The organism is Halomonas ventosae, from assembly GCF_004363555.1.
Classification (GTDB): Bacteria; Pseudomonadota; Gammaproteobacteria; order Pseudomonadales; family Halomonadaceae; genus Halomonas; species Halomonas ventosae.
On sequence record NZ_SNZJ01000006.1, the window covers coordinates 72,008 to 91,606 of the forward strand.

Sequence of the window (19,599 nt, forward strand, 5' to 3'; positions counted from 1 at the left end):
TCAGTTCCCCGCCACCCGGTCGTCCTCGCGTTCGAGCACCTCGCGGACCTCCTCGGTATCCGGGGCCTCGTCCTCGAGCAGCCAGGCATCGGTCATCGCCTTGGCCAGGTGGGCGGCGTGGGTGCTGCCTCCGCCAGCATTCTCGACGATCACCGCCACGGCAATCTGGGGATCCTCCACCGGGGCGAAGGCCATGAACAGCGCATGGTCGCGCAGCCGTTCCTTGAGCTCGTCGGCGTTGTACTTCTGGTCCTGGCCCAGGGAGAAGACCTGGGCGGTACCGGACTTGCCGGCCATGCGGTACTCCAGGTCCTTGCCGATGCGCCGCGCGGTCCCCTCATGGCCCGAGACCACCTTCTCCATGCCGGAGAAGACCCGGTCCCACCACCCCTCGTTGTCGAGCGTGATATCGGACGGAGTATCCGGCAGCTCGACGGGCACCGCCTCGTCACCGACCCGCTGGGCCAGGCGCGGCTTGACCCACTGGCCGCGGTTGGCCAGCACCGCCGTGGCGGTGGCCAGCTGCAGTGGGGTGAGCTGCCAGTAGCCCTGGCCGATGCCCACCGAGAGGGTCTCGCCGGGGTACCAGGGCTGGTTGAAGCGCCCGCGCTTCCAGTCCCGAGAGGGCATCAGCGCATCGCTCTCGCCCTGGACGTCATGGGCGACCCGCTGGCCGAAGCCGAAGGCCGACATGTTCTCGTGGATGCGATCGATGCCCAGGTCATGGGCCAGGGAATAGAAATAGGTGTTATTGGAGACGGCGATGGCACGCTCCAGATCGACACGACCATGCCCCCAGCGCAGCCAGTTGCGGTAGCGCCGGGAGTCGTTGGGCAGCTGGTAGTAGCCGGGGTCGCGGATGGTGGTGTCGGGGGTGATCTTGCCCTCGGCCAGCCCCGCCAGGGCCAGGAAGGGCTTGATGGTAGAGCCCGGCGGATAGTGCCCGCGGATCGCCCGGTTGTAGAGCGGCAGGTCCAGGTCCTCCTGGAGGGCCCGGTAGGAGGCGACGTCAATGCCGGTGACGAACTGGTTGCTGTCGAAGCCCGGCACCGACGCCAGGGCGAGGATCTCGCCGCTCGGCGGGGCGATCGCCACGATGGAGCCGCGACGGCCGTCGAGCAGCTCCACGGCGAGCTTCTGTAGCTCGCTGTCCAGCGTCAGGGTCAGGTCCTTGCCCGGGACCGGGTCGGTGTGACCGAGCTCGCGCAGCACTCGGCCGCGGGCATTGGTCTCCACCTTGCGCAGCCCCGCCTGGCCGTGCAGTTCGTCCTCGTAGAATCGCTCCACCCCTGTCTTGCCGATGAAGTGGGTGCCGGCATAGTTGCCCGAATCCAGGCCCGCGAGTTCCTCGGCGTTGATCCGCCCCACATAGCCCAGCGCGTGCACCATGGTCTCGGCATCGGGATAGTAGCGCAGCAGCTGGGCCTGGACCTCGACGCCGGGCAGGCGATGGCGATTGACCGCGAGCCGGGCGATCTGCTCCTCCTCGAGGTCGCTCATCAGCAATGCCGGCTGGAAGGGACGCTGGCGCTGGCGGGACCGCACCCGGAAGGCCTCGACTTCCTCCTCGGGAATCTCCAGCAGATCGACCAGCAGCGACAGGGTGGCATCGAGGTCCTCGACCCGCTCGCGGACCAGGGTGAGATTGTAGGTAGGACGGTTCTCGGCCAGCAGCACGCCGTTGCGATCGTAGATCAGGCCGCGCGTGGGCGGCAGCGGCTCGACCCGCACCCGGTTCTTCTCGGAGCGGGTGCTGTAGACCTCGTGCTGCACCACCTGCAGGTAGAACAGCCGCCCGCCCAGGAGCCCGGTCAGGCACACCACCACCAGCACGGCCAGCAGCGAGCGCATGCGGAAGACACGCAGCTCCTGTTCCGGGTTCTTCAGGGTTTCGCGGCGCCGACGCATGCTCGGTGATGACCTCGGTATGATGGAGCAGAAGAGCCTTCAGCGGCCCTGAAAAGAAGAGCCTTCAGCGGCCCTGCACGGAAAGGGCCTTGAGCGCTGCCAGAGCGGAAAACGAACTTCAGCGATGATAGGGATGGCCGACCAGCAGGGTCCAGGCGCGGTAGAGCTGCTCGGCCAGCAGGATGCGCACCAGCGGATGGGGCAGTGTCAGCGGCGACAGCGACCAGTGCTGGTCGGCACTCGCCGAGAGCGACGGCTCCAGCCCATCCGGCCCGCCTACCAGCAGCACCACGTCACGCCCCTCGAGGCGCCAGGCGTCGGCCTCCCGGGCCAGTTGCTCGGTGCTCCAGGCCTTGCCCCCGACCTCCAGGGCGACCAGGTGCTCCCCGCCCTTGAGGCGCCCCCGGATGCGCTCGGCCTCCAGGGCCATGGCCCGGGTCACATCGGCATTCTTGCCGCGCTGCCCCGGCACGATCTCCTCCACCTCCAGGGCGAAGTCCCTGGGCAGGCGCTTGCGATACTCCTCGACACCCCGCGACACCCAGTCGGGCATGCGCGTGCCCACCGCCAGCAGGCGGAGCCTCATGAACCCGGCACCCCTTCCTCGAGACGGGCTTCCGTATCGCTTGGCAGGTCGGCCCAGAGCCGCTCCAGGTCATAGAGCTGCCGGGTCTCGGGCAGCATCACGTGCACCACCAGGTTACCCAGGTCGACCAGCACCCAGTCGGCGCCGTTCTCTCCCTCGATACCCAGCGGCGGAATGCCCTGCTCCTTGGCGGCCTGGACCACATTGTCGGCGAGCGCCGCCACATGGCGACTGGAGGTACCACTGGCCACCACCATCAGGTCGGTCACGCTGGTCAGCCGTGAGACATCCAGGACCGCAATGTCCTGAGCCTTGAGGTCCTCCAGTGCGTCGATCACCAGAGTCTTGAGTGCGTCGATATGCATAGCCCTTCGTGTCAGCCCCTTCGTGTCAGCCCTTCGTCAGCGGGAAATCCTCACACCCATTGTACCGGCTCGACGCCCTCGTGGGCAGCATTCAGCCATGCCGATAGAGTCCCCGCGACAGCAGTTGCGCCTCCACGGCCTCCGGCAGCAGGTAGCGTACGCTGCGGCCCGATGCCAGGCGCCGACGCACCTCGGTGGCGGAGATCGCCATGCGCGATGGCAGCCGAAGGCGCAGCAGCCGCCCGGCGGGACGGGCCATCAGCGCCTCGCTCTCCTCGACCTCGCGCCCCGCCAGCAGATCGACCAGCGCCTCGGGCAGCGCCGCCTGGTGGTCCGGTCGATCGATCACCACCACGTGGGCCAGCGTGAAGAGTCGCTCCGGCTCGTGCCAGTCGGCCAGCCGCAGGAAGGCATCGTGGCCCAGCGCCATCACCAGGCGTGCCTCATCGCCCAGTTCACGGCGCAACGAGGCCAGGGTGTCGGCACTGTACGAGGGACCCTCACGCTCGAGCTCGCGGGGATCGGCGACCAGGCCCGGCGTGTCGCCGATCCCCAGCCGCAGGAGGGCAAGGCGGTCGGCGGCCGAGATCCGGGGCTCGCCACGCAGCGGCGGCATGGCGGCGGGCACCATATGCACCCGGTCCAGGGCCAGCGCCTCGCGAAGCTCCACGGCACTGCGCAGGTGGCCCAGATGCACCGGATCGAAGGTACCGCCGAGCATGGCAACCCGGGGCGGTCTCGGCGGGTCGCGGTCGGCCCTGACGGGCAGGCCAGTCTGGCTCACCGGCGCACCTGGCCGTCACCGAGCACCACGTACTTGCGGGTGGTCAGCCCCTCGAGCCCCACGGGGCCCCGGGCATGCAGGCGGTCGGTGGAGATGCCGATCTCGGCGCCCAGCCCGTACTCGAAGCCGTCGGCGAAGCGGGTCGAGGCGTTGACCATCACCGAGCTCGAGTCCACCTCGGCGAGGAAGCGGCGCGCCAGGCCATAGTGCTCGGTGACGATGGCATCGGTATGGCGCGAGCCATAGCGCTCGATATGGGCCATCGCGGCATCGATGCCGTCGACCACGCGGATGGCCAGCACCGGGGCCAGGTACTCCGCATGCCAGTCCGCCTCGCTGGCCTCGGCGATATCGCCGAGGATCGCCCGGGTCCGCTCGCAGCCGCGCAGCTCGACGCCATGCTCGCCATAGGCGCGCGCCAGGGTCGGCAGCAGGGCCTCGGCCACCGGCGCGTCGACCAGCAGGGTCTCCATGGTGTTACAGGTCCCGTAGCGATGGGTCTTGGCATTGACCGCGATGGCCAGGGCCTTGTCGGGGTCGGCACTGGCATCGATATAGACGTGGCAGACGCCGTCGAGGTGCTTGATCACCGGCACCCGCGCCTCCCGGGTGATGCGCTCGATCAGCGACTTGCCGCCACGCGGGATGATCACGTCGACGTACTCCGGCATGCTGATCAGTCGGCCCACCGCGGCCCGGTCGGTGGTGGCCACCACCTGGACGGCCCCCTCGGGAAGGCCGGCGCGGGCCAACCCGGCGCGGATGCAGGCGGCGATGGCGGCGTTGGAGTCGCGCGCCTCGGACCCGCCTCGCAGGATGGCCGCATTGCCGGACTTCAGGCACAGGCTCGCCGCCTCCAGGGTGACGTTGGGACGCGACTCGTAGATGATGCCGATCACCCCGAGGGGCACGCGCATCTGGCCCACCTGGATGCCGCTGGGCCGCGAGCGCAGTCCGTCGATCTCGCCGACCGGGTCCGGCAGGGCAGCGACCTGGGCGAGCCCGTCGATCATGGCATCGAGGCGGGTGTCGTCGAGCGCCAATCGGTCAAGCAGCGCCGCCTCCAGGCCGCTCTCGCGCCCGCGGGCAAGGTCGCGGGCATTGGCGTCCAGCACCTCCCCGCGGGCCTGCTCGAGCAGCTCGGCCATGGCCAGCAGGGCGGCGTTCTTGGCCGCGGTGTCGACGCGGCGCATGCGGGTGGCGGCCTCGCGGGCGCCCTGCCCCAGGCGCTGCATGTAGGCCTCGACATCGCCGATATCGGGGGTCGCGGGGTCGTGGTCCGAGCGGGAGGCTTGAGCTGTCATGCCGTTGCGTGTCTCCTGGGGCCGGCGACGCCGCGACAAGGGCGCTGCCGGCGTTATACTGTGCCGTAAACCGGGAAGGGAATCATACTAAGCCACCATGCAGACCAAGTACAAAGTCGGACTGCTGCGCGGCAACCTGCTGGTCGCGGCGCTGCTGCTGGCGCTGCTGGCCCTCGTCACGACGACCCTGACCGAGGCCCTGCTGCTGTGGCTGGCCGCGACCTGGCTGGCCGTCACGGCGCTGCTGCTCGCCTTCAACCATCGCCGTCCCGCCACGGTACCCTGGCAGCTGCTGCCCGGCCTGCTGCTCGCCGCCCTGCTGTGGGTGGATCCCGAGCGGCACGTCACCTGGCTGTGGGCCTGGGCGGTGCTGCTGATGCTGCCCCAGCCCCGCTGGATCCTGCTGCTCGAGGCCCTGCTGGCCCTGGCCACCTGGTGGCCACTGCGCGAGCTGCTGGGTCTCGAGCAGTGGGCCCTGGCCGGCCTGCTGCTCGCCGCCCTGATGCTGCTGGGCCTCTCACGGGCCCTCGACCTACGCGCGCTGCGCCAGCGCACCCTGCGCCGGGCCCGGCTGGTGCCCGGCCTGCCGCTCTGGCCCGGCGCCAGGCTGGGCCAGGACCTCGCCCTCGAGCGGGGCCGCAGCCGTCGCGAGGGGGTGCATGCCGAACTGCTGCTGCTGCACGCCCCACGCCACCGCTGCTGGTCCCTGGCCCACCGGCTCTGCCGGCTGACCCACAGCTTCGAGCCCTGCTACCGCCTCGACCCGCGAACCCTGGCGGTGATCCTGACCAGCCGCAACCGCCGCGAGGCCGGGGAGCGCCGCGAGGCACTGTGGCGCCATCTCGACACGCGGGGCCCGGCCCGGGTGATCCCCCTGCACGAGCTGGCATCCCTGGCAGATGAACAGCAGGCGCTGGCGCGACAGGTGGCAGGGCTTCAGGTCACCGGAGAAGCCACCGATGCCTGAACGCCGGTTCCGCTTCCTGCGGCTGTTCGCGGCCTGGTACGCCAGCGGCGCGCTGCTGCTGCTGGGCATGGCCCTGTGGCTCTACCTGATGGGCGAGTACGAGCGCCTTCCCCTCCCTGCCGCCCTCTCCCTGCTGATGCTGGTGGCCACCCTGCTGAGCGTGACGCGTGAGGATCACTCGCGGCTGGCCGCCTACCTGGTGCTGATCTGCGGTTACCTGCTGATTGCCGTGGAACTGCCCCGGCAGTCGGGGCTGCCGTCGCTCTGGGTGGGAGTGCCGCCGGTCCTCACCCTGCTGCTGCTGCCGCTGGGCCCGGCCATGCTGCTCAACGTGGCGCTGACGCCGGTCTGGCTGGCCCTGCTCGGCAATGGCGAGCTCGACCGGAACATGCTGCTGGGCTACCTGACGCTGGTGGTGGTGGCGGCCCTGGTCCCCTGGGAACAGGTCCGCCAGCATGCCCTGCTGCGGGCCACCGACCCTAGCGATCCCGATTGCCCGGCGGTGGGACGCGAGACCCTGCACGAGCGGCTGGCCAGCGAGGCCGAACGCGCCGCGCTGCTCGGCCAGCCGCTGGCCGTGCTGCTGGTCCACCTGCCCCAGCTGGAGATGGCGGAGGAGCAGTTCGGCCCGCGGGCGCGACAGGCCCTGCTGGACGGGCTCTGCCAGGCCGTCGCCAGCCGCTGCCGCGACCAGGATATCCTGGGCCGTGAGGGCCCGGCGGATTTCTGGCTGGTGTTGCCGGACACCACCGAGAGCGGCGCCCTGCTGGTGCAGCAGCGGCTCGGCCAGGCCCTCGAGCAGACCACCCTGATGGAGACCGGCCCGCTGGAGGCGCGGCTGCGCCTCTGCCGGCCGCGCCCGGGAGAGTCCCGGCAACGATTCGAGCAACGCCTGCAGGCCGTCGGCCAGTCGCTGGCCGATGGCTGAGCCTCGGCACCACGAGCGCACGGCACGGCAACGGAGCCCCTCTTGAGCATCGCCGACACCCTCTTCCAGCTGGCGCCATCTCCGGGGCTGCTGCTGCTGATCATCGCCGTCATCGCCCTGGTGGAATCCCTGGCGCTGGTGGGACTACTGGTGCCGGGGGTGGTCCTGATGACCGCCGCGACCTCGCTGGCCGGCCACCAGGACCTGGCCGTGGGGCCGGTGCTCGGTGCCGCCTTCCTCGGCGCGGTGGCCGGCGACGGCCTCAGCTTCCTGCTCGGCTACACCCAGCGCGAGCGGGTGACCACCCTGTGGCCGCTGTCGCGACATCCCGAATGGCTCGCGCGGGGCGCCCGCTTCTTCCAGCGTCACGGCCCGCTGTCGGTCTTCCTGGGCCGCTTCGTGGGGCCGGTGAGACCCGTGGTGCCGCTGATCGCCGGCATGCTGAGGATGTCGCCCCGCACCTTCACCTGGGCCAACCTGGGCTCGGCACTGCTCTGGGCACCGGCCTACGTGCTGCCGGGCTTCCTGCTGGGGCGCACCTGGCAGCAGCTGCTGGACCTGCCGGAGGGCCTCAAGCCCTGGCTGGTCGCCCTGGGCGTGCTGGTCGTCATTCTCGCCGTGGCGTTCTCGTGGTGCCGCCACCTGGTGACCCGCGACGGGCTGGCCTACCGCGGCCTCGCCTGGCTGTCGCGGCGCACTCCCCTGGGACGGCGACTGTGGCGACTGCTCGCCCCGTCTCACGAGGAGGAGCCGCCCCTGGCCTCCTGGCTGCTGCTGATCCTCTCCCTGGCGGCCCTCTCGGCCTGGACCCTGGTTGTGATCCACCACCAGGGCCCGTTGGCCATGGACCTGCGTCTCGCGGGACCGCTGGAGCGCCTCGCGCTGCCTGGCCTGGACGCCTTCGGGGAGCTGATGGCCAGGGCCGGCGACCTGCTAGGCGTGCTCGCCCTGACCTTGCCCTGGGCAGCCTGGCTGCTGTGGCGCCGCCACCGGGCGGCCTTCTGGCACATCGCTGGCGGGCTTGCCGGCATCGCGCTGCTCAACACCCTGCTCAAGGCGACCATCGGCCGGGCGCGGCCGGACACGCCCGCCTACCTGGCCGACTCGCTCTCCTACCCGAGCTCCCACACCTCCACCGCCGTGGTGCTGTTCGGCATGGCCGCGGCCTTTGCCAGCCGGGAGCTGCCCCACGGCAGGCGCTTCCTGGCCTACTGGGCCGCCATTGCCATGATCCTGCCGATGGCCCTGTCACGCCTGCTGGTCGGGGTGCACTGGCTCAGCGACCTGATCGGCGGCGCCCTGCTCGGCCTGGTGGTCTGTGCCCTGGTGCAGTTGGCCTGGCAGCGACATCCGCGCCCGCGCCTCGGACCCTGTCCCTGGCACCTGCTGGGCGTGGCCTCGCTGGTGCTGGTCGCGGCCCGCATCGCCTGGCTGCCGCCGGTATAGGAGCCTGTCGGACTTAACCCTAATCTACTGCGAAATCCGGTTTTTCGGCCAATTTCATTCGATCTGTTTCGTTAAAGAGCACGCTATTCGCCTCAACAGATCGATAAACTTGTCTCGAAACCCGAATCTCTCGCTACGATTGGTCAAGCCCGACAGGCTCCTAGCCCAGGGCCAGCCAGAGCCCCACGCCGACCATCAGGCTCCCGGCGACGCGATTGAGCAGCCGCACATTGCCGCTCTCGCCGAGCAGCCGGCGCAGGGTGCGCCCGCCGGTGGCATAGAGCAGCAGGCAGAGGAACTCGATGGAGAGGATCACCGCGATCAGCGCCAGCAGCTGGCCGACCAGCGGGCGCGAGGCATCCAGGAAGGGCGGCAGCAGAGCCATGAAGAAGGCCCAGCCCTTGGGGTTGGCCACCGCGGTGACCAGCCCCTGCAGGGCCAGCTGGCCCCGGGCGGCGGGCGGGCCCGCCTCCAGGGTCTGGGGGATCGCCATGCGTCCCCGGGAACGCCACATCATCACCCCCAGATAGCCGAGGTAGGCACCGCCCAGCCACTTGAACAGCGCGAAGAGCTCGGGCTGGCGAAGCATCAGGGCTGCCACCCCGGCACCGGCGGCGAAGGCCACCAGGCCCACGCCCACCAGCTCGCCGACCATCATCCACAGGGTGCGCCTCACGCCCTGGGTCATGCCCAGCACCATGGCCAGGGTCATGCACATGCCGGGGGTGAGCGAGACCAGCAGGAAGGTCGGCACGAAGACCGTCAGCACCGACAGCGGGATCATGCCTCGCCCCAGCGGGGCATCAGGCGATGCGCGACCCCCAGCTGGTTGAGGATCCGCGCCACAATGAAGTCGACCAGGTCGTCCACCGACGTCGGCTGGTGGTAGAAGCCCGGCGCGGCGGGCAGGATCACCGCCCCCATGCGGGTCAGGGCGAGCATGTGCTCCAGGTGAATGGCCGAGAAAGGGGTCTCGCGAGGCACCAGGATCAGCTTGCGTCGCTCCTTGAGCGCCACGTCGGCGGCGCGCTCGATCAGGTTGTTGCTGGCCCCGGTGGCGACCGCCGAGAGGGTCCCGGTACTGCAGGGGCAGATCACCATGGCCGAGGGCGCCCCGGACCCCGAGGCGACCGGCGCCATCCAGTCCTCGCGGGCGAAGCAGCGGATCTGGCCGGGCGCCGCCCCGCTGCGCTCGGTGAGGACCTCGGCCAGCCGGGCCGGGCGCGCCGGCAGTTCGCGGTCGGTCTCGGTGGCGATCACCAGGTGGGCCGCCTTGGAGATCATCACCCAGACCTGATGGTCGGCCGCCACCAGCGCCTCGATCAGCCGCAGCCCGTACTGCGCCCCGGAGGCGCCGGTCAGGGCCACCGTGACGGGGTCACGCAGTTCAGTCGGCATGGGCCACCTCCAGCGCCGCCAGCAGCTTCTCGTGGATGCCGCCGAAGCCGCCGTTGGACATCACCACGATGCGATCCAGCGGTCGTGCCTCGGCGACCAGGGCCGCCACCAGGGCATCGAGGTCGTCGAGCAGCCGGGCCGGTACCGGGCTTGCCTCGAGCACCGGCGACAGCGACCAGTCGAGCCCCGGCGGCTGGAACCAGAAGGCGGCATCGGCGGCGGCGACGCTTGCCGCCAGCCTGTCGCGCAGGGTGCCCAGCCGCATGGTGTTGGAGCGCGGCTCGATCACCGCCAGCAGGCGCCCGCGCGGGGTCGCGGCCCGCAGCCCCTCCAGGGTGGCGGCGATCGCCGTGGGGTGGTGGGCGAAGTCGTCGATCACCTCGATGCCCGCCACCTCGCCGCGCAGCTCCTGGCGACGCCGCGGGGTCGCGAAGCGCGACAGCGCGGCAGCGGCGCGCGGCAGGTCGACCCCGCAGGCCCTGGCCGCCGCCAGGGCGGCCAGGGCATTGCGTGCGTTGTGGGCCCCGGTCAGCGCCCAGTCGACCACCGCGTCCTCGTTCACCTCGGCACCCGCGTCATGGCACTCGTGGATGACCCGGAAGCGTGAGGCATCCTCGCGCTCGAGCTCCAGCCGCCAGGGACTTGTTGCCTGCGTGCCGAAGCGCTCCACCGGGGTCCAGGCCCCCATCTCGAGCACCCGGTCCAGGGCCGGCTCGCCATCGGCCACCAGCAGGCGGCCCCGCCCGGGGACGGTGCGCACCAGGTGGTGGAACTGCCGCTCGATGGCGCCCAGGTCGTCGAAGATATCGGCGTGGTCGAACTCCAGGTTGCCGAGGATGGCGATCTCGGGGCGGTAGTGGACGAACTTGGAGCGCTTGTCGAAGAAGGCCGTATCGTACTCGTCGGCCTCCACCACGAAGGGGGCATCGTGGGCGCCGAGGCGCGCCGACAAGCCGAAGTTGCGCGGCACCCCGCCGATCAGGAAGCCCGGTGCCTGGCCGCCCGACTCCAGCAGCCAGGCCAGCAGGCTCGCCGTGGTGGTCTTGCCGTGGGTACCGGCCACGGCGATCACCCGCCGCCCCGGCAGCACCTCCTCGGCCAGCCACTCGGGCCCCGAGACGTAGGGCAGCCCCAGGTCCAGGACCGCCTCGACCTCGGGGTTGCCCCGGGAGAGGGCATTGCCGATCACCACCCGGTCCGGCCGCGGCGAGAGGTTGTCCGCCGAGTACCCCTCGCACAGCGCGATGCCCGCTTCCTCGAGTTGGGTGCTCATGGGCGGGTAGACGTTGGCATCGGAGCCGCTGACGGTAAGGCCCAGCTCTCGGGCCAGCAGGGCCAGGCTGCCCATGAAGGTACCGCAGATACCGAGGATATGAAGGTGCATGCGCTCTCCGGGAATCTTTTCGCCGCCAGCCGCGGCGCGACCTGCGCGAGACTAGCATGGCGCCCTCGGCGCGCTCCAGCCGCCAGCGTCGCCCGCCAGGCCCAAGGCGACTTGGGCCTGGCGGGCACGCGGGTGCAGCCAATGCCACTTTCGGCTAGACTCACGGGCTTTCGGAACCCTCGACGTGACCAGGAACAGGTAAGCCCCATGGCCCAGCACAACGCCTTCTACGCCCAGTCCGGCGGCGTCACCGCCGTGATCAACGCCAGCGCCTGCGGCGTGATCGAAGCCTGCCGCCGCCATCCGGACCAGATCGGCAAGGTCTATGCCGGCCACAACGGCATCATCGGCGCCCTCACCGAGGACCTGATCGACGTCAGCCAGGAATCGGACGAGACCATCGCCGCCCTGCGCCACACGCCCGGCGGCGCCTTCGGCTCCTGCCGCTACAAGCTCAAGGACATCGAGTCCCACCGCGCCCAGTACGAGCGGCTGATCGAGGTCTTCAAGGCCCACGACATTCGCTACTTCTTCTACAATGGCGGCGGCGACAGCGCCGATACCTGCCTCAAGGTCTCGCAGCTCTCCGAGAAGCTCGGCTATCCGCTGACGGCCATCCACGTGCCCAAGACCGTGGACAACGACCTGCCGATCACCGACAACTCTCCGGGCTTCGGCAGCGTGGCCAAGTACATCGCCACCTCCACCCTGGAGGCCTCGCTGGACATCGCCTCGATGTGCGCCACCTCCACCAAGGTGTTCGTGCTCGAGGTGATGGGACGCCACGCCGGCTGGATCGCCGCCGCCGGCGCCCTGGCCGGCCAGGGCGAGGGCGAGCCGCCGCACCTGGTGATCTTCCCCGAGGTGCACTTCGACCGCGCCAGGGTGATGGCCCGGGTAGAGGAATCGGTCAAGAAGTACGGCTACTGCGTGATCGTGGTCTCCGAGGGGGCGCGCTACGAGGACGGCACCTTCCTCGCCGACTCCGGCAACACCGACGCCTTCGGCCACCGCCAGCTGGGCGGCGTGGCGCCGACCCTGGCCGGCATGGTCAAGCAGGACCTGGGCTACAAGTACCACTGGGCCGTGGCCGACTACCTGCAGCGGGCCGCCCGCCACCTGGCCTCGAGGACCGACGTCGAGCAGGCCTACGCGGTGGGCGAGAAGGCCGTGGAGCTGGCCATCGACGGCAAGAACTCCATGATGCCGGCGATCAAGCGCGTCAGCGAGGCTCCCTACGAGTGGCGCATCGAGGCCGCCCCGCTGGCCGAGGTCGCCAATCGCGAGAAGTTCATGCCGCGGGAGTTCATCCGCGAGGATGGCTTCGGCATCACCGAGGCCTGCCGCCGGTACCTCTCGCCGCTGATCCAGGGCGAGGATTTCCCGCCCTTCGAGAACGGCCTGCCAAAGGTGGCGCACCTCAAGCTGGCCCGAGTCGAGCGCAAGCTGCCCGAGTTCAAGATTTAACAGCGCCGAGCGCCGAGCGCCGAGCGCCGAGCGCCGAGCGCCGAGCGCCGAGCGCCGAGCGCCGAGCGCCGAGGAGGATGCTGCTCGCGCCCCACTATGGCAACACTGGAAAACCTCCAGCAGGTTACTCTGCTGGAGGTTTTTCTTGGCTGCTTGGCTGCTTGGCTGCTTGGCTGCTTGGCTGCTTGGCTGCTTGGCTGCTTGGCGCTTTATCGCAACAACCAGGAGAGCACCAGCAGCAGCAGCAGGATGCCCGCCACCCCCTGCCAGAAACGGTTCGGCTCCCCCGGCCTGCGAGACCCGCCCTCTTCCGCGTCACGGGCCGGATCCCGCGGCGGACGCAGCGCGCGACGGAACTCCGACATGCGCCGGAAGCGCAGTGCACGCTGAGGGTCCAGGGCCCGGCGCAGGGCATCATCCAGGGCCACGGCCACCTCGGGGTTGAGGGTGCGGGCACTGCGATAGGCCAGCTGCTCCAGATCGGTGTGGCTGCGCAGCCGGTTCGGCGCCAGGGCATAGGGCAGCTCGCCGGTGAGCAGCCAGTAGATGGTCGAGGCCAGGGAGTACTGGTCGCTGCGACGGCCGACATCATCCTCCAGCGCATACTCCGGCGCACTGTGCTCGGTCAGCCCGAGCTGTCGAACCAGCTCCCGTGAGCGGCGGTGACCATCCACGTCACGCAGGTGGCAGGCGCTGAAATCGGCCAGCACCACCTGGCCATGCATATCGATCAGCACGTTGTCGGGGTGGATCCGCTGGTGCAGCAGATCGCGGTGGTGCAGTGCCTGCACCGCCTTGCCCAGCTGGTTGGCAATGTCGAGGCGCTGCTCGAGGCTCGCCTGGGGGTGACGCCTGGCCCATTCGGCCAGGGTCTCGCCCTTGACGTGGGCCATCAGGTAGTAGAGGAAGCGCCGCGGCCGCGAGGACTCCATGATGCGCACCACGAAGGGCGACTTGACGCGCTCCACCACCCACTGCTGCAGCAGGAAGTGCTCCAGATAGGCATTGCGGCTGGAGAGTTCGGGACTCGGCGCCTTCATCACCATCTCGCGCCCGCTGTGCAGGTCGCGCACGTGATAGACCCGCGACTGGGCGGTGCGCGAGAGCACCGACAGCACCTCGAGACCGTCGAGGCGATCACCGGGCGAGAGCTCCGGGGGGATCGGCAGGTCGCCGTAGACCCGGCCGGGCTTGTCCTCCGATGCCTCATCGGGCAGGGCGTCGATGCGTACCAGCTGGAAGCAGAACTGGTCGCCGCCATACCCCCGCTCCTGGGCCCGCTCGCGCGCCGCCACGCCCAGGCGCTCGCAGGCGGCATCCAGGTCACTGGCATCCTCGCGGATCAGCCGCACATAGTCCGAGGGCATCAGGGTGCCCTGTACCGCCTGGGTGGTGAACAGGAAGATATCCCCCTGCTTGAGCGGCATGCTGGCGTAATCGATCTCCAGGCCGCTGTCCATGCCCATGGCCCGGGAGGGGTAGCGGTAGCCGCCCAGATCGGTGACATGATCCCGGGAGAGCTGCTCGAACTCGGCACCGCGCAGGCGGAACACCAGGGTATCCCCCATATGGAAGAGGTGTGCCTCGCGTCCCCGGTAGACCATGGCGGAGAGCGAGGAGACATAGCTGCCGTCCGACATCTGGCGGTTCTGGCTGAAACACCAGGCGTTCAACGCCCGCAGCACGCGGGTCGCCGAGGTCTTGACGTCCCAGTGGTCGGGGGTGGAGAAATAGTCGGCTAGGAAGCCCTTGACGCTGAGATCCCCCGCCTGCTTGGCCAGGTTGTTGCGCAGGGTGGAGTCACTGATCAGGGCGCAGGCGCCCTTCGCCGCGAGCAGGGGAGGCTCGGGGAAGCGCACCGACATCGAGCTGCGATGCCGCCGCCGATCAGGCGCGACGAACGCCTGTCCGTAGCTCAGTGACAGTTGCACGGGTGTCAAGGCAGTCTCCTCGGAGTCGACGCGATGCACCGGCCGGTGGCCAGCGGCTTCCATCGGAGACCCATGATACACCCTGCCCCGCCGGCTCGCCCATCGACCAATGGCAAGGCCTCCAACCTAAGGCCCATTGGTAATCGCCGCCTCGGCTTCGTATAATTCGGCGGATTTTGCGCCTGCCCGATTCGCCAAGCCTCATTATTGCCAACCCAAGGAAGCGACGATGAACTTCGACAACATCCCCGCCGGCAAGGACCTCCCCAACGACGTCTACGTGGCGATCGAGATCCCGGCCAACCACGCGCCGATCAAGTACGAGATCGACAAGGACATGGGGGCACTGCTGGTCGACCGTTTCATGGCCACCCCGATGTTCTACCCGGCCAACTACGGCTTCATCCCCCACACCCTGGCCGACGATGGCGACGCCCTGGATGCGCTGGTGGTGACCCCCTATCCGGTCCAGCCCGGCGCCGTGATCCGCGCCCGCCCGGTGGGCATCCTCAACATGACCGACGAGGCCGGCGAGGACGCCAAGCTGGTGTGTGTCCCGCACCCCAAGCTCTCCAGCCTCTATGACGACGTCCATGAGGTCACCGACCTGCCCGAGCTGCTGCGCCAGCAGATCGCCCACTTCTTCGAGAACTACAAGGACCTCGAGAAGGGCAAGTGGGTCAAGGTGGAGTCCTGGGAAGGCTCCGAGGCGGCCTGCAAGGCCATCGAGAAGGCCGTGGCCGCCCACGAGAAGGCCTGAGCCTCGAGGTCAGCTGCCCATGGCAGCACCGCCTGACATGATGACGGGCCGCCCAAGGGGCGGCCCGTTATCGTTACGCGACATCCTCGGTCCTCAGCTCGCTGGCTGATCACCTTCGGCGGTGGCACCGTCGTCGGCCGTGGCCTCATCGCCACCCTCTTCAGCGGTATCTGAGGGCACCTGCTCACCCTCGGCCGAGGCGGCATCGCCGGACGTGGCCTCGTCGCTGCCCTCCTCTCCCGCCTCGGCAGGCGTCGGCTCGCTGCCGGAGGAGGCCATTTCGCCCTCGCCAGTATCGGGGGCCTGCTGTTCGATGGCCGGCTCATCGGCGGCTTCCTCCCCGGTCGGCGCAGCCTGCGCCTCCTCGCCCTCATCGGTCGCAGCCCCTTCGGTGGGTGCCTCGCCCTGAGATGCCTCGGCATCGCCCGTGTCAGCGGCACCCTCGTCGGCGACACCCTCTCCGCTCGGGGCGGACATCTCGCCCTCGCCTTCGTCGGCAGGCGCTTCCTCGGCAGCATCCTCGCTGCGCTCCACTTCCACCACCGGCGGCTCGCTGGCCGTGGGGGCCGGGGCGGGCGTCACCTCGTCCAGCCCCTCGGTGACCTGTCTCGCCAGGTCCCGGGCACGCACCATGTGATTGGCCAGCACCAGCGAATGGTTGGCGAAGATGCCGAAGCCCGAGCCATTGAGGACCAGCGGGCTCCACAGCCGACGCTGGCTGCGCTGGAGCTCGGCCACCAGCTGTTCCCAGCGCTCGGTGACCCCGGCCGAGGCCAGCACGTCGGCCTGGTCCCGCTGTACCGCCTCGAGCAGGTGCATCAGGGCCCAGGCCTGGCCACGCGCCTCGAAGAAGACGTCATCCACCCGATACCAGGGCGTCCGGGTGGGCAGGGCCTCGGCATCGATATCCAGGTCGCGCAGTTCATCGCGACTGCCGATGCTCGCCGAGAGTCGCAGGCCCAGGTCGTCCAGCGACCCGGTAATGGCCTCGAGCCAGGCCGCCAGGCCCTGCTCCTGGTCACCGAAGCCGGCGTCACCTCCCTCCCCGAGCGCAGCAAGATAGCCGTCGAGCCCATCCAGGGCCTGCTCCAGGCGCTTCTCGGTGGAGGGGTAGAGCCAGTCGCGGCTATCCCCCATCAGTCGCTCCTGCACGCCCTCCAGCACCGGGGCCGACGACTGTTCCATCGCGGGCAGGGACCTTGCGAGGCGGCGGGCCTGGTCGAGCACGCCCAGCTCCCAGGCCGGCATGTTGTCGAGCCATAGCCCGGGCGGGGCAACATCGTTGCGCAGGTATCCGCCCGGCTTCTCGAGCAGGGTCTCGACCAGGGTCATCAGGCTGGCGGTGGTCACGGCACCGCGGGACGCCGGGCTGCCCGACGCCGGGCCGCGCTGCTCGGCGACGGCCTGCTCCACGTCGAAGCCTGCCGGTGTCCGGCTCCACCAGATCCCCAGCCCCAGGCACACCACCAGGTAGATGACCAGCAGTACCAGCAACGGCTTCCAGATCCAGCCATACTCCGGACGCTCGAGTACCTCGGTCCGGCTGCGGCGCCTGGCGGCACCCTTATGCGACAACGCCATGGTCAGGTTCCCTGTGAAGATGAAAGCTTGCGGCGACGCGACAATACGGCGCAGCCTCTCAGGCGGGATGCCATCAACAGCCCCCTGCTACTGCGATATCCTAGCAGGACCTTGGCCTCGCCGCCGACGGGCAGGAACCCGGTCGCGAGCCAAGGGGTCAAACTCGCGCCATGACATCAACATGTCCACCGCAATAAGGAAGTGCCGTGCCGACCGCCCTGCGACTCGCCCTGCTGATCACGCTGCTGCTGCCGCTGGGAGCCCAGGCCCAGTGGTTCTCCCAGGATGACGACGAGACGTTCCTGCCGGTGCTGGAGGCCTTCCAGGCAAGCGCCTGGCACGATGGTGAGACCCTCCATGTGGGCTTCGAGAACGCCGAGGGCTACTACCTCTATCGCCACCAGTTCGCCGTCGAGTCCGACGTGGAAGGCCTCTCGCTGGGCGAGCCCGAGCTTCCGCCGGGACTGGCCAAGAGCGACGAGTTCCTGGGCGACGTCAATGTCTTCTATGACAGCGTGGTCCTCGAGGTACCCCTCGAGCCAGGCCACCAGGGGCCGCTGGACATCACCCTGACCTTCCAGGGGTGTGCCGATGCCGGCCTCTGCTACCCGCCGGAACGCCTCGAGCTGACCGCCCCCGAGGGCGAGGCACCGGCCACCTTCGCCGGCTGGACACCGAACGACGAGACGGGCACCTCCGGCCGCGACACGTCGGCTGGCGATATGCCTTCCGCCGACCAGGCGGCCGGACGCGACCTCGCCGCGACCGGCGGTGATGCCCCGGGTGGCGCCCCCCGGAGCGAGGACGGCCGCTTCCGCACCCTGATGGCCGAGGCCAGCCTGCCGCTGGTGCTCGGGCTCTTCTTCCTCGCCGGCCTGGGACTGACCTTCACGCCCTGCGTGCTGCCCATGGTGCCGATCCTCTCCTCGATCATCGTCGGCCAGCATCCGACCCGCTCCCGGGCCTTCGTCCTCTCGACCAGCTACGTGGGGGGGATGGCGCTCACCTATGCCGCCGTGGGTGTGCTGATGGGCCTGTTCGGCGCGGGCCTCAACCTCCAGGCCCGCCTGCAGTCGGCCCCGGTATTGATCACCTTCGCCGTTCTCTTCACCCTCTTCGCCCTGGCGATGTTCGGCGCCTTCGACCTGCGCCTCTCGCCGAGGCTTGCCGGCCGCATCGACGGCTGGCAGGCCCGCGCCCAGCGCAGCGGCCCCGCCGGCCTGGCCCTGGCGGGGGCGCTGTCGGTGCTGGTGGTCTCGCCCTGCGTCTCGGCGCCGCTGGCCGGCGCCCTGGTGTTCATCTCCACCACCGGCGATGCGCTGATGGGCGGGGCCGCGCTGTTCGCGCTGGCCCTGGGCATGGGCGTGCCTCTGCTGCTGGTGGGCACCTTCGGCACCACCCTGCTGCCCCGCTCCGGTGCCTGGATGAATGGCGTCAAGGCCGCCTTCGGCATCCTGCTGCTGGGGGTCGCGATCTGGCTGGTGGAACGCCTGCTGCCGGGCAGCATCGCCCTGCTGCTGTGGGCCGGGCTGGCCATCGGCAGCGCCCTGGCCCTGGGCGCCCTGAGCGTCAACCAGGCCCAGGGCTGGCCGCGGGTCAGGCAGGCGGCCGGGCTGATGCTGCTGGTCTGGGGCATCGCCCTGGTGATCGGCGCCTCCCGCGGCGGGGAGGACCCGCTGCGCCCCCTGGCACCCGCCAACCCGGTGGCCGGCACCGAAGCCGCGGAGGCGGCCGGCCTCGCCCGGGACGTCACCACCGTGGAGGACCTCGACGCCCTGCAGGCCTCGCTGGCCGAGAGCGAGGAGCCGGCCTTCGTCAACTTCACCGCCGACTGGTGCATCTCCTGCAAGGTGATGGAGCGCGACGTCTACCCGGCGCCCGAGGTGGCCGGACAGCTGGCCAACTTCCGTCGCATCAACGTCGACGTCACCGACAGCGGCGCCACCACCCGCGAGGTGCTGGACCACTTCCAGCTGTTCGGCCCGCCCAGCCTGCTGTTCTTCGACGGCGGCAATGAGCTGCGCGATGCCCGCGTTCAGGGCGAGGTGGATGCCCCCCAGCTGGCCAGCCACCTGGAGGGTGTGCTGGACTGGCTGGAGAGCCGGCAAGGCTGAACCCGCGACGCACCGCGAGCGCCGCTCGAACAGTGTTCCTGCACGGCTGGACATCCTTGCCGATTTTCGGCAGACTCCGGCCTCATTGCTCTTTCATGGTCAATAGATGCATCAAGACACGCTATCTTGCCGCGATCTATTGCAAGTTGGCCGGGGTTGACAGCACCCCGGATCACCCCCCAACCCCACCGGTCGAGACAACGTCATGGATATCCGCAAGGTCAAGAAGCTGATCGAGCTGCTCGAAGAGTCCAACATCAGCGAGATCGAGATCCAGGAAGGGGAGGAATCGGTTCGCATCAGCCGCCACCCCAACGGCACGAACTGGCAGACGCCCATGCCTCAGCCCTATGAGGCACCGGCTGCAGCGGCCCCCCAGGCGCCGGCACCGGCTGCCGAGCCCGCCGCCGATGCCGCGCCGGCCTACCAGGGGCATACCGTCAACTCGCCGATGGTCGGCACCTTCTACCGTTCGCCGGCACCCGGCTCCAAGGCCTTCGTCGAGATCGGCTCGAGCGTCAAGAAGGGCGAGACCATCTGCATCGTCGAAGCGATGAAGATGATGAACCAGATCGAGGCCGACCGGGACGGCGTGATCGAAGCCTTCCTGGTCGAGGATGGCGAACCGGTCGAGTTCGACCAGCCGATGCTCGTCATCGCCTGACGCTCCCGTCCT

Annotated in this window: 17 protein-coding genes; 7 read left to right on the top strand and 10 right to left on the bottom strand. The window is 69.7% G+C overall.

Annotated elements, in window-relative coordinates; translation table 11 throughout:
* The 5 genes from mrdA to DFP85_RS06685 form a co-directional block, all read right to left on the bottom strand.
* Complete coding sequence (mrdA, locus tag DFP85_RS06665) at window positions 1-1,908, bottom strand: penicillin-binding protein 2 (RefSeq protein WP_133635526.1); 1,908 nt, start codon at window positions 1,906-1,908, stop codon at window positions 1-3.
* 118 nt (window positions 1,909-2,026) lie between these two features.
* A complete protein-coding gene (gene rlmH, locus DFP85_RS06670) occupies window positions 2,027-2,494 on the bottom strand; it encodes a 23S rRNA (pseudouridine(1915)-N(3))-methyltransferase RlmH (RefSeq protein ID WP_133635527.1) in 468 nt (155 codons plus the stop codon).
* A complete protein-coding gene (gene rsfS, locus DFP85_RS06675) occupies window positions 2,491-2,859 on the bottom strand; it encodes a ribosome silencing factor (protein WP_133635528.1) in 369 nt (122 codons plus the stop codon). The genes rlmH and rsfS overlap by 4 nt, the downstream gene beginning before the upstream one ends.
* A 91-nt stretch (window positions 2,860-2,950) precedes the next feature.
* The gene (gene nadD / locus DFP85_RS06680) at window positions 2,951-3,580 is read right to left on the bottom strand and encodes a nicotinate-nucleotide adenylyltransferase (RefSeq protein ID WP_133635654.1); all 630 of its coding nucleotides are present in this window, start codon (window positions 3,578-3,580) and stop codon (window positions 2,951-2,953) included.
* Between the two features lie 59 nt (window positions 3,581-3,639).
* Window positions 3,640-4,947, bottom strand: coding sequence for a glutamate-5-semialdehyde dehydrogenase (locus DFP85_RS06685; RefSeq protein ID WP_133635529.1), 1,308 nt, complete (start codon window positions 4,945-4,947; stop codon window positions 3,640-3,642).
* Between the two features lie 97 nt (window positions 4,948-5,044).
* Between DFP85_RS06685 and DFP85_RS06690 the strand changes: the two genes are divergently transcribed.
* The 3 genes from DFP85_RS06690 to DFP85_RS06700 are packed head-to-tail and all read left to right on the top strand — an operon-like array spanning window position 5,045 to window position 8,288.
* The gene (locus DFP85_RS06690; protein ID WP_133635530.1) at window positions 5,045-5,914 is read left to right on the top strand and encodes a hypothetical protein; all 870 of its coding nucleotides are present in this window, start codon (window positions 5,045-5,047) and stop codon (window positions 5,912-5,914) included.
* Window positions 5,907-6,842 carry a GGDEF domain-containing protein gene (locus DFP85_RS06695; protein ID WP_133635531.1) on the top strand — a complete coding sequence of 312 codons (936 nt, stop codon included), beginning with the start codon at window positions 5,907-5,909 and terminating at the stop codon, window positions 6,840-6,842. The genes DFP85_RS06690 and DFP85_RS06695 overlap by 8 nt, the downstream gene beginning before the upstream one ends.
* A 42-nt stretch (window positions 6,843-6,884) precedes the next feature.
* Window positions 6,885-8,288, top strand: coding sequence for a bifunctional DedA family/phosphatase PAP2 family protein (locus DFP85_RS06700; RefSeq protein ID WP_133635532.1), 1,404 nt, complete (start codon window positions 6,885-6,887; stop codon window positions 8,286-8,288).
* A 160-nt stretch (window positions 8,289-8,448) separates the two neighbouring features.
* Here the strand turns inward: DFP85_RS06700 and DFP85_RS06705 are convergent, their stop codons facing one another.
* From DFP85_RS06705 to mpl, 3 genes are read right to left on the bottom strand one after another with little or no spacing between them, the layout of a single operon-like run.
* Complete coding sequence (locus DFP85_RS06705; protein ID WP_208108462.1) at window positions 8,449-9,072, bottom strand: LysE family translocator; 624 nt, start codon at window positions 9,070-9,072, stop codon at window positions 8,449-8,451.
* Complete coding sequence (locus DFP85_RS06710; protein WP_133635533.1) at window positions 9,069-9,686, bottom strand: flavin prenyltransferase UbiX; 618 nt, start codon at window positions 9,684-9,686, stop codon at window positions 9,069-9,071. Before DFP85_RS06710 ends, DFP85_RS06705 begins: the two co-directional genes overlap by 4 nt.
* Window positions 9,676-11,070: a UDP-N-acetylmuramate:L-alanyl-gamma-D-glutamyl-meso-diaminopimelate ligase gene (gene mpl / locus DFP85_RS06715; RefSeq protein WP_133635534.1), complete on the bottom strand. Its 1,395-nt coding sequence runs from the start codon at window positions 11,068-11,070 to the stop codon at window positions 9,676-9,678. The genes DFP85_RS06710 and mpl overlap by 11 nt, the downstream gene beginning before the upstream one ends.
* A gap of 207 nt (window positions 11,071-11,277) precedes the next feature.
* Between mpl and DFP85_RS06720 the strand changes: the two genes are divergently transcribed.
* Entirely contained in the window at window positions 11,278-12,537 is a 1,260-nt protein-coding gene (locus DFP85_RS06720) for a 6-phosphofructokinase (protein WP_133635535.1), read from the top strand.
* A gap of 209 nt (window positions 12,538-12,746) precedes the next feature.
* Here the strand turns inward: DFP85_RS06720 and DFP85_RS06725 are convergent, their stop codons facing one another.
* Complete coding sequence (locus DFP85_RS06725; protein ID WP_424955083.1) at window positions 12,747-14,402, bottom strand: bifunctional protein-serine/threonine kinase/phosphatase; 1,656 nt, start codon at window positions 14,400-14,402, stop codon at window positions 12,747-12,749.
* Between the two features lie 295 nt (window positions 14,403-14,697).
* On the opposite strand from DFP85_RS06725, the gene ppa reads away from it, so the two are divergent.
* Window positions 14,698-15,228, top strand: a complete 531-nt coding sequence (ppa, locus tag DFP85_RS06730) for an inorganic diphosphatase (protein WP_106230354.1) — start codon at window positions 14,698-14,700, stop codon at window positions 15,226-15,228.
* 93 nt (window positions 15,229-15,321) lie between these two features.
* Here ppa and DFP85_RS06735 read toward each other — a convergent pair whose 3' ends face one another.
* Window positions 15,322-16,809 (bottom strand): DUF2333 family protein, encoded by a 1,488-nt coding sequence (locus DFP85_RS06735; RefSeq protein ID WP_133635537.1) that lies wholly within the window; start codon window positions 16,807-16,809, stop codon window positions 15,322-15,324.
* Window positions 16,810-17,015: 206 nt separating this feature from the next.
* On the opposite strand from DFP85_RS06735, the gene dsbD reads away from it, so the two are divergent.
* Window positions 17,016-18,923 (top strand): protein-disulfide reductase DsbD, encoded by a 1,908-nt coding sequence (gene dsbD / locus DFP85_RS06740; RefSeq protein WP_133635538.1) that lies wholly within the window; start codon window positions 17,016-17,018, stop codon window positions 18,921-18,923.
* A 205-nt stretch (window positions 18,924-19,128) separates the two neighbouring features.
* Window positions 19,129-19,587, top strand: a complete 459-nt coding sequence (accB, locus tag DFP85_RS06745; protein ID WP_133635539.1) for an acetyl-CoA carboxylase biotin carboxyl carrier protein — start codon at window positions 19,129-19,131, stop codon at window positions 19,585-19,587.
* The last annotated feature ends 12 nt before the right edge of the window (window positions 19,588-19,599 follow it).

What these genes read in the sequence shown, in the direction of transcription:
- accB (WP_133635539.1), top strand. Translation starts at nt 19,129, where the DNA reads ATGGATATCCGCAAGGTCAAGAAGCTGATCGAGCTGCTCGAAGAGTCC.
- mrdA (WP_133635526.1), bottom strand. Translation starts at nt 1,908, where the DNA reads ATGCGTCGGCGCCGCGAAACCCTGAAGAACCCGGAACAGGAGCTGCGT.
- DFP85_RS06725 (WP_424955083.1), bottom strand. Translation starts at nt 14,402, where the DNA reads ATGTCGGTGCGCTTCCCCGAGCCTCCCCTGCTCGCGGCGAAGGGCGCC.
- DFP85_RS06685 (WP_133635529.1), bottom strand. Translation starts at nt 4,947, where the DNA reads ATGACAGCTCAAGCCTCCCGCTCGGACCACGACCCCGCGACCCCCGAT.
- mpl (WP_133635534.1), bottom strand. Translation starts at nt 11,070, where the DNA reads ATGCACCTTCATATCCTCGGTATCTGCGGTACCTTCATGGGCAGCCTG.
- nadD (WP_133635654.1), bottom strand. Translation starts at nt 3,580, where the DNA reads ATGCTCGGCGGTACCTTCGATCCGGTGCATCTGGGCCACCTGCGCAGT.
- ppa (WP_106230354.1), top strand. Translation starts at nt 14,698, where the DNA reads ATGAACTTCGACAACATCCCCGCCGGCAAGGACCTCCCCAACGACGTC.
- rsfS (WP_133635528.1), bottom strand. Translation starts at nt 2,859, where the DNA reads ATGCATATCGACGCACTCAAGACTCTGGTGATCGACGCACTGGAGGAC.
- DFP85_RS06720 (WP_133635535.1), top strand. Translation starts at nt 11,278, where the DNA reads ATGGCCCAGCACAACGCCTTCTACGCCCAGTCCGGCGGCGTCACCGCC.
- rlmH (WP_133635527.1), bottom strand. Translation starts at nt 2,494, where the DNA reads ATGAGGCTCCGCCTGCTGGCGGTGGGCACGCGCATGCCCGACTGGGTG.
- DFP85_RS06695 (WP_133635531.1), top strand. Translation starts at nt 5,907, where the DNA reads ATGCCTGAACGCCGGTTCCGCTTCCTGCGGCTGTTCGCGGCCTGGTAC.
- DFP85_RS06735 (WP_133635537.1), bottom strand. Translation starts at nt 16,809, where the DNA reads ATGGCGTTGTCGCATAAGGGTGCCGCCAGGCGCCGCAGCCGGACCGAG.
- DFP85_RS06710 (WP_133635533.1), bottom strand. Translation starts at nt 9,686, where the DNA reads ATGCCGACTGAACTGCGTGACCCCGTCACGGTGGCCCTGACCGGCGCC.
- DFP85_RS06690 (WP_133635530.1), top strand. Translation starts at nt 5,045, where the DNA reads ATGCAGACCAAGTACAAAGTCGGACTGCTGCGCGGCAACCTGCTGGTC.
- DFP85_RS06705 (WP_208108462.1), bottom strand. Translation starts at nt 9,072, where the DNA reads ATGATCCCGCTGTCGGTGCTGACGGTCTTCGTGCCGACCTTCCTGCTG.